The 19,976-nt window shown below is 36.3% G+C and carries 17 protein-coding genes; 7 read left to right on the forward strand and 10 right to left on the reverse strand.

Annotated elements, in window-relative coordinates:
• Nucleotides 1-2 precede the first annotated feature (2 nt).
• The 3 genes from EHQ59_RS04340 to EHQ59_RS04350 all read right to left on the reverse strand — a co-directional run bounded on the left by EHQ59_RS04340 (nucleotide 3) and on the right by EHQ59_RS04350 (nucleotide 2,816).
• Nucleotides 3-980 (reverse strand): sodium-dependent bicarbonate transport family permease, encoded by a 978-nt coding sequence (locus EHQ59_RS04340; RefSeq protein WP_135617915.1) that lies wholly within the window; start codon nucleotides 978-980, stop codon nucleotides 3-5.
• Between the two features lie 9 nt (nucleotides 981-989).
• Complete coding sequence (locus EHQ59_RS04345; protein WP_135617916.1) at nucleotides 990-1,673, reverse strand: carbonic anhydrase; 684 nt, start codon at nucleotides 1,671-1,673, stop codon at nucleotides 990-992.
• Nucleotides 1,674-2,078: 405 nt separating this feature from the next.
• Nucleotides 2,079-2,816, reverse strand: coding sequence for a pirin family protein (locus EHQ59_RS04350; RefSeq protein ID WP_135617917.1), 738 nt, complete (start codon nucleotides 2,814-2,816; stop codon nucleotides 2,079-2,081).
• Nucleotides 2,817-2,923: 107 nt separating this feature from the next.
• Between EHQ59_RS04350 and EHQ59_RS04355 the strand changes: the two genes are divergently transcribed.
• The 6 genes from EHQ59_RS04355 to EHQ59_RS04380 are packed head-to-tail and all read left to right on the forward strand — an operon-like array spanning nucleotide 2,924 to nucleotide 11,616.
• Nucleotides 2,924-4,501, forward strand: a complete 1,578-nt coding sequence (locus EHQ59_RS04355) for a methyl-accepting chemotaxis protein (RefSeq protein WP_135617918.1) — start codon at nucleotides 2,924-2,926, stop codon at nucleotides 4,499-4,501.
• A 9-nt stretch (nucleotides 4,502-4,510) separates the two neighbouring features.
• A complete protein-coding gene (locus EHQ59_RS04360; protein WP_135617919.1) occupies nucleotides 4,511-5,812 on the forward strand; it encodes a caspase family protein in 1,302 nt (433 codons plus the stop codon).
• Between the two features lie 34 nt (nucleotides 5,813-5,846).
• Nucleotides 5,847-7,310: a Kelch repeat-containing protein gene (locus EHQ59_RS04365; RefSeq protein ID WP_244245379.1), complete on the forward strand. Its 1,464-nt coding sequence runs from the start codon at nucleotides 5,847-5,849 to the stop codon at nucleotides 7,308-7,310.
• Entirely contained in the window at nucleotides 7,297-9,150 is a 1,854-nt protein-coding gene (locus EHQ59_RS04370) for a Kelch repeat-containing protein (protein WP_135617921.1), read from the forward strand. Before EHQ59_RS04365 ends, EHQ59_RS04370 begins: the two co-directional genes overlap by 14 nt.
• Nucleotides 9,143-10,888 (forward strand): Kelch repeat-containing protein, encoded by a 1,746-nt coding sequence (locus EHQ59_RS04375; protein WP_135617922.1) that lies wholly within the window; start codon nucleotides 9,143-9,145, stop codon nucleotides 10,886-10,888. The genes EHQ59_RS04370 and EHQ59_RS04375 overlap by 8 nt, the downstream gene beginning before the upstream one ends.
• Nucleotides 10,889-10,890: 2 nt before the next feature.
• A complete protein-coding gene (locus EHQ59_RS04380) occupies nucleotides 10,891-11,616 on the forward strand; it encodes a hypothetical protein (protein ID WP_135617923.1) in 726 nt (241 codons plus the stop codon).
• On the opposite strand, the gene EHQ59_RS04385 is transcribed toward EHQ59_RS04380, so the two are convergent.
• The 7 genes from EHQ59_RS04385 to EHQ59_RS04415 are packed head-to-tail and all read right to left on the reverse strand — an operon-like array spanning nucleotide 11,613 to nucleotide 18,830.
• Entirely contained in the window at nucleotides 11,613-11,951 is a 339-nt protein-coding gene (locus EHQ59_RS04385) for a nucleotide pyrophosphohydrolase (protein ID WP_135617924.1), read from the reverse strand. The two genes, EHQ59_RS04380 and EHQ59_RS04385, sit on opposite strands and share 4 nt — an antisense overlap.
• Nucleotides 11,938-13,083 carry a hypothetical protein gene (locus EHQ59_RS04390; protein ID WP_135617925.1) on the reverse strand — a complete coding sequence of 382 codons (1,146 nt, stop codon included), beginning with the start codon at nucleotides 13,081-13,083 and terminating at the stop codon, nucleotides 11,938-11,940. Before EHQ59_RS04390 ends, EHQ59_RS04385 begins: the two co-directional genes overlap by 14 nt.
• 2 nt (nucleotides 13,084-13,085) lie before the next feature.
• The gene (locus EHQ59_RS04395) at nucleotides 13,086-14,576 is read right to left on the reverse strand and encodes an MBOAT family O-acyltransferase (protein ID WP_135617926.1); all 1,491 of its coding nucleotides are present in this window, start codon (nucleotides 14,574-14,576) and stop codon (nucleotides 13,086-13,088) included.
• A gap of 10 nt (nucleotides 14,577-14,586) precedes the next feature.
• A complete protein-coding gene (locus EHQ59_RS04400) occupies nucleotides 14,587-15,873 on the reverse strand; it encodes a hypothetical protein (RefSeq protein ID WP_135617927.1) in 1,287 nt (428 codons plus the stop codon).
• 14 nt (nucleotides 15,874-15,887) lie between these two features.
• Nucleotides 15,888-16,475, reverse strand: coding sequence for an LIMLP_18675 family protein (locus EHQ59_RS04405; protein ID WP_135617928.1), 588 nt, complete (start codon nucleotides 16,473-16,475; stop codon nucleotides 15,888-15,890).
• The gene (locus EHQ59_RS04410; protein ID WP_135617929.1) at nucleotides 16,472-17,566 is read right to left on the reverse strand and encodes a glycosyltransferase family 4 protein; all 1,095 of its coding nucleotides are present in this window, start codon (nucleotides 17,564-17,566) and stop codon (nucleotides 16,472-16,474) included. The genes EHQ59_RS04405 and EHQ59_RS04410 overlap by 4 nt, the downstream gene beginning before the upstream one ends.
• The gene (locus EHQ59_RS04415) at nucleotides 17,544-18,830 is read right to left on the reverse strand and encodes a glycosyltransferase family 87 protein (RefSeq protein WP_135617930.1); all 1,287 of its coding nucleotides are present in this window, start codon (nucleotides 18,828-18,830) and stop codon (nucleotides 17,544-17,546) included. The genes EHQ59_RS04410 and EHQ59_RS04415 overlap by 23 nt, the downstream gene beginning before the upstream one ends.
• A gap of 63 nt (nucleotides 18,831-18,893) precedes the next feature.
• Here EHQ59_RS04415 and queA point away from each other — a divergent pair, with 63 nt between their 5' ends.
• Nucleotides 18,894-19,934, forward strand: a complete 1,041-nt coding sequence (queA, locus tag EHQ59_RS04420; RefSeq protein ID WP_135617931.1) for a tRNA preQ1(34) S-adenosylmethionine ribosyltransferase-isomerase QueA — start codon at nucleotides 18,894-18,896, stop codon at nucleotides 19,932-19,934.
• The last annotated feature ends 42 nt before the right edge of the window (nucleotides 19,935-19,976 follow it).

Raw genomic sequence — 19,976 nt, forward strand, 5'->3', positions numbered from 1 at the left:
GATTAAACTCCGAATAGATATTTGGAAACTGTGAGATACAAAGGTAACCCAAATGATAAATTAAAGGGAAAGGTGATCGCAAGAGAAGCTGTCAGGTAAACGGCAGGACTTGCTTCGGGAATCGCTAATCTAACGGCAGCAGGTGCCGCAATATAGGATGCACTAGCGCTGAGAGTTCCAAGTACCATGGCACCTCCCATCGAGAGCCCAATGAATTTTCCCAAGAACAACCCAAACATTGCTATACAAATTGGGAAAAGGATCCCAAACCCGATTAAAAAAACACCTGCTTTTTTTAGGTCCGAGAGTCGTCTGCCGGTGACAATACCGACTTCTAAGAGGAATAAAATTAACATTCCTCGGAATGGAGTTTCAAAGAGTGGGGCAAATTGTTCATGCCCTTTTTTTCCAGAGATCATACCTATGAAAAGACCACCTAATAGTAGTAAGGTACCTTTGCCAGTAAAGAGCTCGTGGAAAATTTTTCCCCAGGAAGACTCTTCCGTTTTATCCGTTGGATTCATTTTGATAAGGAATAAGGCAACAAGGATTGCTGGAACTTCCATGATCGCAAGTAAACTTGGCATAAATCCTTCATAACTGATATGAAGGGAATCTAAGAAAGCAAGTGCTTCACTAAATGTGACAGCTGATACAGATCCGTAATGAGCAGCCAGTGCTGCTGCATTGGCTTTGTCATACTTTCCAAATTTAGTTAGAATTCCATAGGCAAGGAGTGGGATTGTGACACATAAGACGAGTGCCGCAACAGCAGGTTTATAAAATTCTAACAGAGTTGTATTACTTAGTTTTACACCTCCTTTTAGGCCGATCGCAAAAAGTAAGTAAATGGTGAGTCCAGCATACATCCCATCTGGGAACTTGAGATCACTTTTGATTACGGTCGCGATAATTCCTAGCAAAAATGCTAGGAACATCGGTGTTTGTAAATTGGCAACTAATGCTTGTAAGATTTCCATTGGAATTTCCTATTTTGTAACACTATTGATGTAATCTTCTGAAAGAAAATTGACTTTTCCTGTTTCTAAATCGTAAACAGCACCTACGATTTGAAGTTGGCCTTTGTTGTAGGATTTGGATAGAATCGGATCCAGTTTACGTAAGGAAACAACTTGGAATGCTACATTGGCTTTGACAGCGTTGTCAAAAAAGTCACCGTCCATATGTTTTACTTTTTCTGCTGCGGGTTTAATTGCATTGGTAAGTGCAATGATATGTCCTGGAACATCATCTGCTTTACAAGCGGCACCCACAGCACCACATTTAGTGTGGCCTAGGACAACGATGAGATTCACTCCTAACACTTCTACGGAGAATTCAATCGAACCCCAGGATGCATAAGTGGAAACTTGTCCTGCAGTTCGTAAGATAAATAAGTCGCCTAAACCTTGGTCAAAAACGATTTCATTGGGGACTCTTGAATCAGAACAACCTACAATCGTTGCAAATGGGTTTTGTTTTTTGGAAACTTCCTTAATTCGATCCACTGATTGGTTCGGACGAATTGATTTCCCTTGCACAAATCTTAAATTTCCTTCCACCAATTTTTGTAACGCTTCTTTGGCTGACACACTAGCGTTATTACTTTGTGCCATGATTTGTGTTGAAATAACACATAAAAAGAAACTGATTAGAAACTTGTAACCTTTCATTGTTCTTCTCCTAGGTGAATCCGATCCAATTCGGATCCCCTGATAAGATCAATTTAAAATTCGCGAATAAAAATACACGAAAAAAAATACGTATTAATGAAAAAAAATGAGCTGCGAAATAGAAAAATTTTTTAAATTTTCATGATTTGCGAAATCGATGGGAGAAAAAGATTTTGGGATTCGAACGAAACTTACACTTACAGTAAAATTCTAAGGATTGTCAACCGAACTAATGGTTAGAGAGAAAAGGTGGTGAGTTGATCACAAGGTAAGGGTAAAAAGATGTAAACATCCATTAAAATGATTTCTGCAGGGAACTAAGAAAGGAGAAAGGAGACCTGAGAGTTTTGCTATAAGCCATGCCCGATCTCCTTTCTCGACATCTTTTCTAAAGATACCATTCTTTTACTTCATGGGAATTTCAATGACGAGAAATTCTGATTTCACTTCCGCTTGGAAGGTATATTCATTTGCTCCCCATAGACCGACAGCATCTCTTCTTTCTAAAATTGTGCCTTCCGTAGAAAGTTTCCCTTGGATGAGAAATACATAAATCCCTTGGTTTGGCGCATGGACCTGATACGAAAGAGGTTTTCCTGGTTCCAAGGTTGCCAAAGAAAAATACGCATCTTGGTTGATCCACACCGCTTCTTCATCAATGGGGGAAACCACTGTTTGAAACCGATTCAATCGACCTGCTTCCGGGAAGGTCTTTTGGTCATACCTTGGTTGGATATTGGCTACCTTCGGTAAAATCCAAATCTGTAGGAAATTGACTTTTTTCTCCGAACTATGGTTGAATTCCGAATGTTGGATCCCAGAGCCAGCAGACATGATTTGCACATCACCAGTTTTGATGATTCCATTCGTACCTGTACTATCTTTATGAGCGAGTTCGCCAAAAAGAGGAATGGAAACAATTTCCATATTTTGGTGAGGGTGTGTTCCAAACCCCATACTTGGTTCCACGATATCATCATTTAGAACTCGCAGAGCCCCAAAATTGGTTTTTTCTGGGTGGTACCAATGGCCAAAACTGAAGGAGTGATGGCTGTCCAACCAACCAAAATTGACATGCCCCCGCTCAGAGGCAGGGTAGAATTTTTTTTGAATTGAGGTTTTGTTTAGGCTTGTTGCTTCCATATCAAATAGTTTAATATCAAACTATAATTTGTCAACCCAGAATCTTTTACACTCCGTGAAAAAAGAAAATCACTTTCCAATCACTTTGGTTCAGAAAGGATCAACCTATGTCGAAACCTTCGGAAGAATTGAGCAAAGGTAAAAAAAATTGGTTAGAACTCGGTCCTGTTTATGTCAACCGAGTGCGGTTTTTACTAGCTGGCTTTTATATCATTGCTACGTTGGGATCGTTCAAAACGTCCACAACCTTACAAACAACCAGTTATCTTGTAGGGATCACTTGTATGTTTTTGTATGGAGGATTACAAGCTTACCTTTTTAAGAAAGGTCGTTTGAATGTATTATTTCCGAAGCTGTTAATTTTATTGGATATAACTGTTCTCTTTGCTGTCACTTCTTCAGGACTTATGGGAGGTAGCACTGTAGCTGCGGATCTCATCAAATCACCGACATTATATGTTTTATACTATTTTTATGTAGTGTATTCTGCGTTTTTATTTTCCAAAAGAACTTTACTCATGAGTACCTATTATTCTGCGTTTTGTTTGATACTCATATTACTAATCGGATATGGACAAGGGGTATCCTTTAAAGAAGCAGAAGGCTTACAGAGTGAAAAGGGCACAGTGGCAATTTCTAATGAAGTATTTAAAATTTTATTTCTCATTTGTTTTGGTTATTTAACATCCTCTGTCTTAAATTTATTAAATGAAATCAAAAACGAATCAGAAGAGAAACATAAACAAGCAGAACAAGAAAGATTACATGCGGATACTCTAAATCAAAATTTAGTCAAAATTGGATCAGAATTATTTTTAACTCTAAAAAATATTCGTGAATTAACAAATGATTTCAATGGACAGATAGAATCACAAGACCAATCCATAAATGAATTAACAGAATTTGTGACTTCCTTTTCTGGGAGTATCCAAACTTCAGTGGATCATATCGGGAAGCAACACAATCAGATCATTCTTTTGAATCATAAATCAGATGCTTTGAAACTAAATATTGTAGAGATTGGGAAAGCAGTAGAAGAGCTAAATTTAAATATGAATGATTTTCAAGAAAGAAGTTCAGTTCTATCTCATACAGTAAAAAATTTAGAAGAAAGATTACGTTTCATCAATCTATCTCAGAAAGAAGTCAGTGAAGTGAATGATATCATGGCTGAGATTGCAGATCGAACGAACTTACTTGCTTTAAATGCTTCCATTGAAGCAGCAAGAGCAGGTGAACACGGAAGAGGGTTTGCCGTTGTTGCACAAGAAGTAGCTAAATTAGCAGAAAACTCAAATGAGAATGCCACTAAGATTAAAAAAATCATCAATAATTCCAATCGTTTCATCCAAGAAGGGACAGAACTTTCTTCTGTTGCATTAAACCAAACGGATATGTTGCAGAATAAATATGTTGTTTTAAGTAAAGTAATGAAGTCGGCTACTGAAAAAATCAATTCTCAAAAAGATTTAAACAACGAAGTTTTAGAATCAATCGAAACAATTGAAGCAATTTCCAAAATATTAGACCAAGAATCAAAAGTGTTAAACCAAGAGAAAGACCAAATGGTTTCAGTAGTGCATGAAATGGAAAATATCAATCGGGATGTTGTAATAAATGCTAGGAAAATGGGAGAACATACTTTAAGTTTAGAAAACCAAGCCCAGGAATTAGCTGTTAATTAATCCATTTTAATGAAATCAAAAATTCTAATATATTTATTATTGATTTTACCGTTTGTATTGTTTGCCGAACCCGCAAGCAAACGGTTTGGATTTGTAGTAGGTGTAAGTGAATATAAAGATTTAGGATTAACAAATTTAAAAACTGCCAAAAACGACGCCTTAGGTATGACCAAAATTTTGTTTAGTTATGGGTCATACAATCGGATCCAAACACTTTTACAAGAAGGCTCAATCAATTCAACACCTACTAAATATAACATCATTTCTCAATTCGAATCATTATTAGAAGAAACTAAACCGGAAGATTTACTAGTGTTCTATTTTTCTGGCCATGGTGTGGTTGATTATAACGATAAAGTTTATCTGCTCCCAGAAGACGCAAATCCCCAAAATCCATTCGAAACAGGAATTGCGGTTGAACAATTATTAGAGATGACAAGGCGATTCCAACTCAAACGTGTTGTTTTCTTTATAGATGCTTGCCGTAATCCTGAAGATAGCAAAGGAGAGATCGGTCGAAAGTATTTAGAAAACGTTCAATTTAAAGATACGGAAATCGTATCAGTTTTTTATTCCACTAAAGTCGGATATTCTAGTTTTGAAGATCCGAAATCGGGGTATGGGATTTATACAAAATATTTGATTTATGGGTTAGAGGGGAGAGCTGATTCCAATTATAATGGTGAAGTTACGTATTCTGAATTATCGAATTATGTAATCAAATCCATGAAGGAATGGACGAAAGAGAATCAAAGAATTCAAAAACCCTATACCAAAGAATATGCTGAGAAATCAGAAGATACAATTTTAACGTATGCTGTGAATCCAGAAACATCTTTGGCAGATGCTCCCTTATATAATCCGTATAATCCGACCTATGCTTTCCGTTCGTTTTTGTTTCCTGGGTGGGGTCAGTATGCAAGAGGACAAGAAGAGAAAGGCAAAATTTATATGTCTATTTTTACCTTAGGCCTTTTATACGCAGGTTACCAATACAACCAATATCGGTCCGACAAAGAAGCATATGAAACTGCGATAGGGGTTCCTCCTAATGCGCGTGTGACCGAAACCATTGTATTGAATTATTTTTTAATTGAACCTTATAGGCAACAGATGGAATCTTCTAGGGCCAATTTATCTCAGGCTCTCACAGCTTTAGTGTTCCTATGGTCTGCAAATGTATTTGATTTTTATTTGTTAGGCCCACATCCTAAGGAAAAGTCGGGTGTATTTTTAGATTTGGATATGGAAAACCAAGGTTATATGGGAATCAATCGAATTGGTAAGGTTGGTTATGCGCTTCGGTTTTAAATTTCTTTTTTTCTTTTTGGTGATCCATTGTAATGTGAACGCACCAAAAGAAAATATTTTCGATCCGAAATCATTACTCGGTGGATCGGCTGCTGTTTTATTTGGGATTGGTTTTGGTACGGATCTCAAAATCACAACTCGTTATTTAGAAAGTGATTACCCAACATTTGTTAAAACTGAATATTTAGATTTGAATCTAAGTGAACCTGTTTCAATTTATTTTTCAAAATCAGATTTCCAAATTTCAGATCCTTATAAAAGCGATTTAATCGTAAGAGATGTATATTCACTCTCAGATACAAAATTGAGAGTTCTATTTTCGGTGTCATCTCGCTCTGAATGGCGGGACCCAGTTTCAATATTGATCACTCGCCCCAAAGATTTAAAGGGATATGATTTTTATGGAAAAGAATTTACATTTCGTTTTCCTTATCCTAGATTTTTTGGTTCGATATCAGAAGCAAAAGGTTATATCACAACGGAAAAATTATTAGATGGAAGGATTCTTTTAGTCGGTGGGGTGAATCCCAGTGGCTCCACTTTGTCCACTGTTGAAATTTGGAATCCTGAAACTGGTTTAACGGAATTATTACCACCCTTGAATCAAAATTTGATGGGGCTTTCCATTTGTAGATTGAACAGCGGTAAGGTTGTGGTTTCTGGCGGCAAATCAAAGTTAGGAAATCCTACCGCAGATTCAGATTTATCAGATCGAATCTATATGATAGACACTACGAATCGGACCGTGGATGAATTACCATTTGTGATGCAGAAACGTAGGATTGGCCATACAATGGTCTGTTTAAACAATGGAGATGTATTGGTATCTGGTGGTCAATTTAAAGTAGGGAACGAGCCAGATGCCATTGCCAACGATCATGAATATATTTCATTAAGTGAATTTACCTCGTCAATTATCGGAGCGGCTTCAGATTTTTCGATTGGAATTCATTTTCATAGAGCAGAGTATGATGAAGCCAATACACGTGTTCTCTATTTTGGAGGGAGAGATCGTTTAGATCAGTTCGCCCTTTTTTCTAATCGGGTATATAGTATTGATACTTCTAGTTTTACTCTAAAAACATTATCAGGATCTTTCCCCGCTGGGAGGTCCAATGTAACCTATGTTAAGATGCCTAACTCGGATTATGTTATTTTTGGAGGGAACATTCGTGAAGCAACTGGATCAAAATCGATTGAATCGTGGAATGAAAGGAATGCCGCCACATATTCGTTAGGTTTCGCTAGCCGATTCAAAAATGGGAGCGGAATTTCGAAGTTTTCGGATGAACAGGTATTTTTTACAGGAGGTGTGGATACCTACTATAAGTCTGGAATTTTGGAATTATATGATCATTTTGAAAGGAAAAATTTTATAGTAGATACAATGATGTTACCTCGTTCCGATCATTCGGCAATCCTAACATCGAAAGGGATCGCAATTTTCGGTGATTCAGCACTTACTGATGCAAGGGTAGAGATCTATGGAAAAGATTAAAAATATAGTCTTTTTGATCTTTCTTTGTTCTTGTAAAATATCATCTGGAACAAACTTGTTTGATCCAAATTCACCTGTGAGTTTGGGTTTACTACTTTTGGGCAGTGACAAAGTCATTCAAATGGATTTCTCATCCAATAAGGTGCAACCAGGAGGCATCTTATATATTTCCACAAACCATGATTTTTCATCTAATTCAAATGGATTTAGTTTACCGATTTCGGACGAAGGTATCAATCCAATTAAACAGGTAATTACTCGTAGTAAATTTTTATATGAAGTCAGAATGAATCCTTCTATAACCAATGGAAAATTTACATTCAATTTAAAGGACTATTACATAAATGAAGCACTGATCGTGAATCCGGAAACATTTCAATTTGAAATTGATGCAAATCCACCACTATTGCAGTTAAAAACAGGGAATGGTATTGATATTTCGGAATTGCAATCAGGGTTTTTAGACATTGAAGCAAATGAAGATATTGTTTGGGAAGGTAATTTGTCCCAAGTCAGTTTGTCAGGTAATGCGAAAAACAGTTTAGTTGTTTCAGATGTGATCGTGTCAAATAGGAACATACGCTTGTTATTTGCTGGTAATCCAAATGCGAATGGTGGAATTTTATCGATCAGTTTGGAAGGTGTAAAAGACAAAGCATCAAATACACAAGGGACTCTTATGGTTCCAGTTCAAGTATTTGCATTCAAAAGTGGACCCAATATGAATTTACCGAGAAGGTCCTGCGGTGGTATGGAGTTAGACGACGGACGTAAGATCGTTCTTGGGGGTCGGGCTCGTAGTGGAGTTGTGATCAATGGGAATGGTACTTTGAGTAGTATGGAATATTATGATTCTGTTACGAAAGAATTTACTTTTGGTCCGGATATGGTTTACCGTAGGCAAGAATTTTCCATTGTGAAACTTTTAGATGGAAGAGTGCTTGTTTCGGGAGGGTTTGGGGCAAAAGTTGGCGTGGGTCCGAATGATAGTTTATCATCCATTGAAATATTTGATCCTGTTACCAATACATGGATAGAGGGTCCTTCCTTACATACTCCTAGGCAACTTCATAAGATGACGGTTTTACCAGATGGGAATGTACTTGTAGTGGGTGGTTTGAACCCATTCCCAGCGTTCCAAACTGTTTCCGAGGTAGAACTGATTCATGTAACTCCGAATCCTGCTGATATGACTGTGGAATACATCGGAAATCTAGCGGAGTCGAGAGCCAAACAGGCTCAGATTATGTCCACTAACACAGGCAAAGTGATCATTACTGGTGGAGAAAGATCGGACATTACTGGACCTGCGAGCACAGATTATTATGCAAGAGCAATTGATTCCATAGAATTGTATGATATCCAAACGAAGACGCTTTCCACATCCAGTGCTAAAGTTGTGAGAAGGTTTAATCATTTTATGCATCCTACCTTGAATGGGGAAATTTTGATCTTAGGTGGCATTTCTTCAAGGTTTGATGATAACCAGCCAATTTTACGAGCACAAATTTACAATCCATCCGCTGATACAATTCGTGATCATAAAAATTTATTATTTGGTCGGGAATGGGGAACTTCCTTTGTGTTTCCTTATGGAAAAGATCAGATCATGATTGCGGGTGGACTTGAGTATCGAACTGTCAATGGCAATACATTTGATTCTATATTAGATACGGAATCTTGGTCCGAATCTTCACAACATTTTTATTTGACCGGCAGATCTTTGAATGCTCGTTGGGATGGATGTGATTTGCCATATACATCCACTGGTGGTGGAATGATATTAGGTGGTCGTATTGGTGCGATTGTCGCCAATACAGAGGAGTATAGTTTTGAATAAACTAATACTTCCATTGTTCGTTTTCTTTGTCGGTTGTGTAGTGCCATCCGAATTTAAAAATGCGTTTGATCCAAAGTCAATGACGAGTTTGATATTAAGTGCGGCATTTACGAATGAACCATTTTCCTGTGCAGAACGATCGAATATGAAATCCTTTGGAAACATCAATCAAATTTTATTGAAATGCAATCGGGAATTATCTGCTGTTGATACAGATTTTTTAACTTCATTAAATGAAACAACTTTTTCTAATATTACATTCACCAAATTAGGCAATGACCAAATATGGGTTCAATTTGACCCATTGATTTTTGACGGTAAATATGAATTAAATTTACAAAGTGTTGTTTCTGGTCTCGGTGAGACATTACAAGAAGATACTTTTCCAATTGTCATCGATACACAGCTACCAACTGTTAATTTAAATAATTATATTCCAATTACAGACTATACATTTTTTTCAGAAAGGTACTGGGATTTCAGTAGTTCCGAACCTCTCTCACATTTTTCTCCTCCTAAACTTTCAGGTTCATTGGCTTCCTCCATCGTGATCCGGTCAATTCAGAAGATAAACGATTCAAATTTTCGTGTTTATTTTGAGACAAATTTTGTTTCAAATGTTCCAGGAACTATTGTTTTTTCTTTTGAAGATTCTAAAGACAAAGCAGAAAATTCTGTAACGAATTCAATTACTGTGCGGTTGATTGGACTTGTGAAAGGGCCAGATTTAAACTATGGTCGAGCTGAATTTGAGGCATTCCAAAATGAAAATGGCGATGTAATTGCGATTTATGGTTATAGTTCCAATGCAGAAATCCTTAGAAAAGGAGCTAATCAATTTGTTGTAACGAATCCAAGTTTACCTTCAATCCTGAGAGGGGAAAGAGGAGTTATGTTGGATGGGAAACGACTGCTTATCACGGGAGGAATCCCACCTCTAGCAACCATTTCCTTAAACGGAAGTTATATTTTGGATACTGATACAACTGCTTTCTCCGCAACAGGAAATATGAACCAAATTCGATTTGTACATAACATTGTAAGATTGTTAAATGGGAAAGTTTTAGTGTTAGGTGGAGTGAGTCAAATTTTTCCATCTTTTTTTATTACTTTGGATTCAGCAGAAATTTATGATCCAAATACAGAGGTTTTCACTGAGTTGCCAAATCGAATGAAGAGTCCTCGTTCCTTTTCCTGTTCGGTTTTACTCAATGATGGGCGAGTTTTTACGATCGGTGGCACGAATGGAATTTATGCACCCATGGATACAACAGAGTTTTTTGATCCAGTAACAGAAACATTTTCTTGGGGTCCAAACTTACCCATAGCAGTTGGAGCTTTAAAATGTTTGAAACTCTCAGATGGGAATGTTTTGATTTATGGTGCACAACTTTCTAACTTAAGTAATGCAACAATGTTATATGATTTTTCTAAAAATCGAGTTGTTACCATTGCAAACTCTGTTTACAGAAGAGAGTGGAGTGATGCACAAGAATTACCTGATGGTGGTATTTTATTTTTTGGTGGCGCGTATCGTTATAATACCAGCGAACCTAGTCGCACAATTGAAAAGTTAGACTATGGTAAAAGTAATAGTTTTTATGATATGGGGATGGCTAGAAATAGTATATCAAAACATAGTGGTGTCAAATTTTCTGATGGAACTTTGTTTTTCCTAGGAGGCGAATTTGGAGGGTTGTTCCACCATGGCACAGATTATTATGGGCTAACGGAATAATTATGCCGCACGACAATGGAAGAATCTTTGGATCTTTTAAAAAGATTTGTATTCCAGAATCGGAAGTTTCTGTAGAAGCCATCGAATTACAATCCAGTTTGCTACAACTTAAACAATCTTATTATGATCAAACTCTATCGGAATGTGATGTTAGTTTCCAGATCATTCTATTATACCTTGAAAAACGAGTCAAAAAACACCCTTTCTTAAGGATGGGTCAAAAACTGCCAAAACGAACGTTAGTCAATGATTTCCTTGAGGTGGTTCGGTTTTATGGAATGCCAGATACTGTTCGTTATGCGCTATGGAAATGGCATTCCAATGAGTGGGATATCCGACTCATTGATTACAATCCTACTTCACTTGAAATGTTAGAGTCGCAAAGCCGTGGGGTTCGTTACGCAACGATATCTTGGGATCATGCATTATCGGGAGCTCTCGTTGAAGGAAAACGAGATGCATTTGAACACTTGTTACATGATTTAGCTCATGCATACATGTTTTTCCGTGAAGATTATGATTTTGTCGGTCAAAAAGAATTCTTTAAATCTATGTTAAATGATTTTCAGCAGTATGAAATGCATTTAGAAAATAATCCGGTTTTTAAGGAGAAGTTTGAATATTGTATTTCCGATATGAATTCTCACCCAGCACATTTGCGAGCTTATTGGAATGCAATTCGAAGAGAAGCGGGTATCCCCATTATGGAAGAGAGTAGAACGACTTAAAGTTTTGGATTATTTTTGTGACGATTTAGATCTCTTTTTGTATTCTTCTGGATTGTGGATTGAGCCACATCTTCCAGAGAAATTCCCATTTGATTTGCAAGACAAGTAAGAACAAATAGGATATCACCTATTTCATTAGGAATTTGGTCTGCAGATTCACCTTGTTTAAATGATTGGTCTCCATACTTTCTTGCCATAAGCCGAGAGAGTTCTCCAACTTCTTCCACAAGGATTGCTAAATTGGTTAACTCAGAAAAATAACGTACGCCAATTGTTTTGATCCATTGGTCAACTTCTGATTGTAGATCATTTAGAGTGAGATTATTGTTTTCCAAGTTTTTTCTCCAATTCTTTTGCCAGAACATTGGAAAACTTTACCATTCCTTTTTCATTTAAATGGATCAAATCAAAACAATACTCTCCATTTTTTTCACCTAACGAATCTTGTAAGTCTATCGCATCTAATGTTTGAAAGTCCTTTAACGATTTTGTTAAACCATCATACCAAACTTTCATTCGATTTTCATCATTGTTTTTTCGAATCACATCTGAGTAAGGTGCAAAGATATTATATATATGAATTTTCTTTTGGCCAATGAAATTGTACATCCTTGTCATTCGGCGAAAGTATCTCTCTGTATTTTCAGTTGCGTTTGTGTCTTTCGGAACAACATTTGCTACATTACAAGTTTCAAATAACATCCGTCTATGATCTGGGTTGGATCCGTTTGGTATTTCAATCGGTAAGTGAAGAGCAAGACGATCTAAGCAATCCTTAACACTGATAAGGTTATATTCGTCAATAGATTCTGGATGATCGTTTTCATAATCCCATGGATTTAGATTTGGGTTTTTGTTTGTTCTTACGATCGTTTTGATTCTTTCATTAAAATTGATAACTAGGTCTGACATATCCTTTCTATATGCGATCGATTTGAAGGCCAAGAATAAATAATTCGAAAAATCAAGATCATACTCAAATTCACGTAAGGTGGGGATAGCTTTAAAATTTCCCAACTCCGACAACATAGCTAAAGTTGGTTCTACAGCAGTCTTTCGATCTACCCAAGGCATTCCTGGTTCCATGACATGTAGGATGATTTTTACATCAGGGAATTGGTCTAAATACTCTTCAAGGATTCGGTGTTGGACGATGAGTTCCGAACCACGGATGGCGACGGATTGCGTTTTCCAACCAAGTGGTGCCAACTTTTCATTTAAAATCCGGACACTGATACCTTCAAAGGCGACGGAAGTTCCCACAATTAATATATTCGGATTTAAGTCCTCTTTATGGCTTATCACATGTTCCGTGACACGGTTGATATTGGATGCATATGAATTTTTTTTCAGATACGGTTTGTAAACACCCAATTGTAGAAGGGATTCAAACACCAATAAAAAGAGAATCACCGTGATGATTTTTTTGTCTTTGAAAAATAATAAAGTCTCTTTGGTTAAATTCATAATTAAAATTGAAAGTAGAGGAAATTCTGGCTTTCAGTGACTCCAAATAAAAGTAATAAGAGAATGTTTACGATCACAAAGATAGAATATTTCATCCAACTTCCCGTAAGTAGGGTAGGAATTTGTCTTTTTGAAAAAACATAACTCGCAGTAAAACAAATCACAAGCAGAATTCCATAACGATAATTGGACCATTGTAGAATCGGTACATCATTGATAAAAACAAGTGCTTTCATCATGGGGATTGCTTTTTCCATTGTTTCTGCCCGGAACATGATAAAACCAAATGCCAAACAAAACATGGTGAATATTCTTGAAAATAGTTCGTATGTTTTGCCACCCTTTTCATTCAAGAATTTGGAGGTCGATGTATCACCATAAAACTTATGAATGAGTAACATCACTCCTTGCCATATACCCCAACCCACATAGTGGTATGCAGCACCATGCCAAAGCCCGGCAAATAACCAAGTGATCATGATATTTCGAATGTAAAGTAATACACTTACTCGTGAGCCACCTAACGGAATGTAGATATAATCTCGAATCCAAGTGGAAAAGGAAATATGCCATCTAGACCAATGATCCGCAATGTTTTTGCATGACATCGGGAAATTGAAGTTTGCATTAAATTGAAAACCAAATAATCGTGCTACACCAATGGCAATATCGGTATAACCAGCAAAATCAAAGTAAATTTGCCAACCAAATGCCAAGGCACCAGTCCAAATTTCAATTGAGTTTAGGTTTTGATAATTGGCAAAAGTAAAGTCTACAACTTTTGCTAGGTTATCAGCAAAAACAATTTTTCTCGTAAAACCGATGAGAATTAAAGCAAATGCTGCTTCAATGTGTTCTTTGTGGACGCTCAATCGATAATCGAGATCTCGAAAAAAAGTTTCCGCTCTAACAATGGGTCCTGCCACCAATTGAGGAAAAAAGGCAACATACAAAGCGAAATCTAAAAATGATTTACGAGCTTCCGTTTTACGATTGTAAACATCAATTGTATAACTCATGGATTGGAAGGTATAAAATGAAATTCCAACTGGTAAGATGATGTTTTGTTTTGCAAATTGGAATGATCCAAACAAATGAATGTCGTTGAGAAGTCCGAGTAAAAAGTCTGTATATTTAAAAAATCCTAATGTTCCAATATTGACAACGAGTGATAATAGAAGTAACCAACCTCTAAGGGAATCCCCATCTTGTTTTTTCTCAATGGCTCTTGCAGCAAAATAATCAATGAATGTAGAAAAAATTAGAATGAAAACATAAGGATTGATTTTGAAATCACAGTGTAAACGGTCTGTAAAGAATTTGAGGCCGGAATCTGCCATCGCCGAACAAGAGATTGATGATGGCTGCCAAGCCATATAAAAATAGTAACTTGCGAGTAAAAAGAACAAACGTTGCCATCTGTTTTTTAAAATATTTCCAATGATGATGGTGATAAAAAAGAAAACTAAAAATTCAAAGGAATTAAATAACATTTGTGTTGTCCTATTTGTAAATTGATTCTTCTGCTAATTTTTCAACAGGTCCTTGGATTCCTTCTGTATAACCAAATTTTGGTCCAATCGATCTTGGGAGTGTTGAGAATGTGAAATTGGTGAGAAAATAAAATAAAAACAAAAACGTATAAGTGGAATGTAAAATTGCGTTTGAAAATCTTGGAAGTGATTCGGAACGAAAAGATCTTAGGATAAAAGAATTGAAAATCCATAAACCTATGGTTGTCCCTACCCAAAATTCAAAAAAATATCCTTCCCACCAAGTATAAAAAGCAATGGAAGGTAGTAACCAAAACATTAAAATCAAAATTTCTTGTTTGTATTTTGCCCACATTGTACGGAAATTCAAAATTCCCAAACTCAAACTAAAAATCCAGAACAAAAGATTTAAATTATAGGGTAGGTGTTTCGGATTTTGGAAATCAAATAAGTTCACTCGGAATTTGGGAATCACATTTTGGAAGACAAGGAAGGCGTCACCGATCCCACGATAAAAGTACAATACGTAGTTTTTGTCTTCCCCTAAACTTGTTCCCCATCGATTGATAGCGGCATATAAAAACATCCAAAAGGAAAAATGTTTTTCATCAATGGGACCAAGTCCACGTTTTAAGATGATAAATCCGACAAATAAATAAGAAAGAATTGTGGCTAATCCCAAACAAGTTAAATAAACGAATATCGTTCTGATTTTGATCCCAAAACTTCTGTTTGGTGAAAGAAAGATCGCCATTGGCACCATACCGAAATGAATTACATTGGATTGGTGGAAATAAATGGAAAACAGTTGGATGATCCACAAAACGAATAAATGTTTTTTGGAGAGCCCTTTTCTTAGAAAATAGATTGTGAGTAAAAACAATAAAGCCATCAAACAGGAATGAATGAGGGGAGTGTCATTGTGTAAGCTATAAAACCAATATGCCTGGCTCACTTGAATCACAAGGGCAAGGACAATTGCTAATACAAAGTCTTTATACAATCGGTAATAAATCCAAATAAACAATCCTAAAAAAAATAAGGAAAAACTGAGGATCCGTAACCTTAGAAAAAACATAATGTCCGTTGTAGGATAAATAGATCGAACCATTTTCCAATATAGCAAACCGGAAGATTCAAAACCCAAATGGTGAGGATTAAAAAATGCAGATTCAACTCGATCTTTTTGGATGTTAAGTGCGTAAACACAGGAATCCCAATCAAAGGCACGAGACATGTACCTCAAATGAAATAGGAATAAACCCAAAAGGAGAAGAGATATCAGGATTTTTTTCAAAAATAAAACCTATGTTAACGATTTAAGATCCGATTCACGATTGTTTTGTTTTTCCGAAAGGGAAAGAAAAATGGTGTGCTCATCAATACCACTCCATTTTTTTTCCAAAGCATACGATTCCATCCCAAATAATCATTGAGTCCACCATGTTCATAAGTGAATACCAAACCTTCTTCTTTTAATTTAAATTGGTTTAGCTGTTTCCCAAAACCATGATGACTGATTTGCCATAGTTCATCTTTTACAAAAACAGTCCTTTTGTTCCAAAGGTTTAATAATTTACTAATATCGACGAGTAGGGAAATCGAAAGATAAAAGTAAACAAAAACAGATAGGTAATGGTAATATCGAACTTCATCGAGAAAGGGAATCTTTAACACTTTCGTGATTTCTAAAACTCCTACGAACCAATAAAAAAAATGGCCTAAGTAGTGGATATAAGGGAGAGTGAAATAGAAAAAACAAATAGATCCAATAACAAGTAGGATAGAGGGAATTGGATTGGATGTTAATTCATCATACAATGAAGTTCCAAAATAGGATGTTTCTTTTTTGGATTTGTATTCCTTCCATTTGGATAGGATGGTTTTGAGTTGTTTCATTGGAAGAGTACCTCTTCAATTTTTTTAGCAGTTTCGCTCCAAGTCCAAAGTTTTGCTTCGAACTTGGGGATTCGATTTTTTTTAGGTCCTGACATCATTTGAAAGGAATGTGTCCATGCTTCTGTATCTTTGGGTGGGACATACAAATCACATTTGTCAGAAAGGATTTCTTTGAATACAGGGATATCAGAGGCTACACAACGTTTCCCTTCTAACATTGCTTCTAGTAGTGGTAACCCAAATCCTTCATGTAAGGAAGGAAAGAAAAATGCCTTACAATGCTGAAAGGCCAAAGCCAATGTATTTTCGTTTGGATTTTCAATGAAATGAACCCCCAAAGATTTGATTTTTGGATCATTCAATTTTTCGTATAAAATAGTCCCTTCTTCACCCCATCCTTTGCGTCCCATGATGAGAAGAGAGTGTTTGTCCTTAGGGTTCTTTTTTTTGAAATCTAGAAATGCATCCACCAACCGATTGATATTTTTTCTTGGTTCTAATGTTCCTACAGTCAGGAAAAAATCTTTTGGGAATTTTATTTGATTTTTTGAAGCAATGGTTTTTGTTTTAGAGACGCCAGGATAGACCACCAAACACTTGTTCCGGTATTCGGATTCAAATTGGATAATTTCTTCTTTCGTGTTTTTAGAAAGGCAAAATATTTTATCAGCATTTTTCATAGTAATTGGTGACAATAGTTTGTGTTGCCAATAATTCCATTTTGCCATTGTTTCTGGCGCTGAGATAAAATTTAGATCATGGTAGTTTACATAACTAGGGATTGGCAGTTTTCGAATCGGTAACATTTGGATTGTGCCCCAGAAAACTTCAATTCCATTTTGTTTCAAACGTCTTGGTAAAATCAAGTTTAGATAAATTGGGCCAGGAATCGATTTTGATTCGACCACCAAATGTACATTTGGTGCAAGTAGGTCATTAAATATTGGATGTATTTGTTTGTTGCTAAAAAAATAAAATTCTTTGTTTTTATGTTTCGGCAATAATACCTTCAATACTTCAGCAAGATACCGAGAATTCCCGGTGATGCCGTAAGCAAGTGGCCTTACATCAATTCCGATTTTTGTTTTCATGAAGGGCAAACCTAACAATATAAAAATACAACAAACTTGTGGAATAAAACAAAATCGAATACATCGATAATATGGATTCTAGCGTTTGGCCAACAAAGGTGCGATGGCTAAGTAAAGGTAAACTTAAAATCAAAAATAGCCCATACTGAGAGTTTGATTTTGTCACCATCACTTGGTTTAGGATATAATAAATTGGGACAAGGCATATGATAAAACTATGAATCCAACTGATACCACTGAATAAAGCAGATACTAAAAATAACAAAGATACGATGGACCAAGTTTGATTTTTCATCCTCCAAAGTAGAAGTAGTGGGATTCCAAAAAGGAAAATTAAAACAATTTGGATACATTTTAAGGTAAATAATGATAACTCAAAAAATGGTAAATGGTATGTAGGTTGGTTGATGAAGTCTGCACCAGATACAAAGTATTTTGCTAAGGTAGACGGTAAGGACTGGTTGTTTTTCCAAGATCGTAATAATGGATTGTTTAATGCGTTCCCCAATATCTCCGTAATCCATTCATGAGACATACGAATTGCATACTCAGAATTGTATGCTAAAGGGAGTGCGTTCCAAAGGATAAGTCCTAAGACAAACCAAAAGATGCGGATGTATTTTTTTTCATAAACAAAAACAAATAGAAACACAAGAGGTGTTACTTTGATACTCACGGCAAGTGCGAGTAAAAATCCACTGAGAATATCGTTTTTGATCAGTATCGAAGTCAAAACAAGAAGGATGAGAAGGATCCCTACTTGATTATTTTGGATGTGGCTTTCTATGAATCGAAAATTAAATAAAATTGTCAGTAGTAAAAGTAAAAAAGGGAATTTGATTTCTTGTGATCTGAGTTCTTTCGTTTGGAAAAGAATATAAAAAATCAAACACAAAGAAATCCAACTAATGACTTCAAAGACAAGGGCCGCTTGTGATTCGGAAAAAAAAGTGATTGGGATGAGTAAAAAGGAAAACAGCGGAGGATAAATATAAGTAGCCGTTTCGTTTTGTAAGGCAAGGAGTAGGGATAAGTTCTCTGGACGGAACAAATCTTCTGTGGTTTTGATTTTGGTTTGTAGTTCGGTTGCGACATCAAAACGATATAAGTTTTCTCCAGTGGACCATCGTTTACTAGCATGGTAATAGTCCAAAAAATCTGATTTTTGATCCGACCTTTGGATGGAATTTACCAATAAAAATAAAAAAAGAACACCGAGGATCCATTTCCCCTGTCTTTCGATGGTTTCAAAAAATTTCCACATAGTTCTCCTACCATTCCCAATATTTCTGGTTAATTGACAAGGTTTTCCTAAGGTGATTCCAACATGGATTTTTTAAACGAATTTGATTTTCATTTACCCGAAGAACAAATTGCTCGTTTCCCCGCAAAAAATCGGGATGAATCGCGGTTGTTATTAGTAGACAAAACAAATGATCGATTTTGGGAAGCACCCTTTTTTCGGGATATCAAAGAGTGGGTGAAACCAGGGGATGTCTTTGTATACAATGAAACCAAAGTTTCCTATCGTCGGGTGTATTTACAAGTGCCCTCGGGGCGTATCCATGAATCCATATTTTTAGAAGCAGAAGATGGTGAGAGTCGGATTTGGACTTGTATCTTAAAAAATAGAGCCAAACTTAGATTAGGTGAAATTTTGTCACCTGTTGGATTCCCCAATTTTTCTTTTCGGTATGAAGGGAAAAAAGATGAATTGTCTGTTTTGGTTTCTTTGGAATCGGTCACTGACAATGACTTTGAAATTTTTGGAACGATCCCCATTCCTCCCTACCTGAAACGCAAAGTGACAGAAGAAGACAAAGTTCGTTACCAAACAATCTTCGCCAAAAAATCCGGTTCGGTGGCAGCGCCCACAGCGGGCCTCCATTTTACCGATTCCTTAAAGATGGAATTACAAAGTATCGGTGCAGAATTTTTACCTGTGGAACTCCAAGTAGGTTATGGGACATTTCGTCCCTTGACCGCCGAACAATGGCAAACTAAAACCTTACACAAAGAAAAATATGAGATCTCGGAAGGGACAGCCAACCGATTGAACACTGCCAGAAAAGAAGGACGCCGGATCATTGCGATTGGTACGACTTCGTTACGGGTGCTCGAAACTGTATTTGATTCTCAACAACAGAAATATAAGGTAGGTCTGGGTCAAACTGACATATTTTTGTCGCCAGGAGACACAATCAATTCCGTACAAGGACTAATCACAAACTTTCACTTGCCTAAATCCAGTTTGTTATTACTCGTAAGTGCTTTTGCCAAGAGTCGACTTGTGATGAATGCTTATCAGTATGCATTGCAGAACCAGTTTCGTTTTTATTCTTATGGGGACTCAATGTTCTTATTTTAAAAATAGATTTACATTCCTTTTGGATTAGGAAATATGTTGTAA

This window comes from Leptospira kemamanensis, from assembly GCF_004769665.1.
Taxonomy (GTDB): domain Bacteria; phylum Spirochaetota; class Leptospiria; order Leptospirales; family Leptospiraceae; genus Leptospira_A; species Leptospira_A kemamanensis.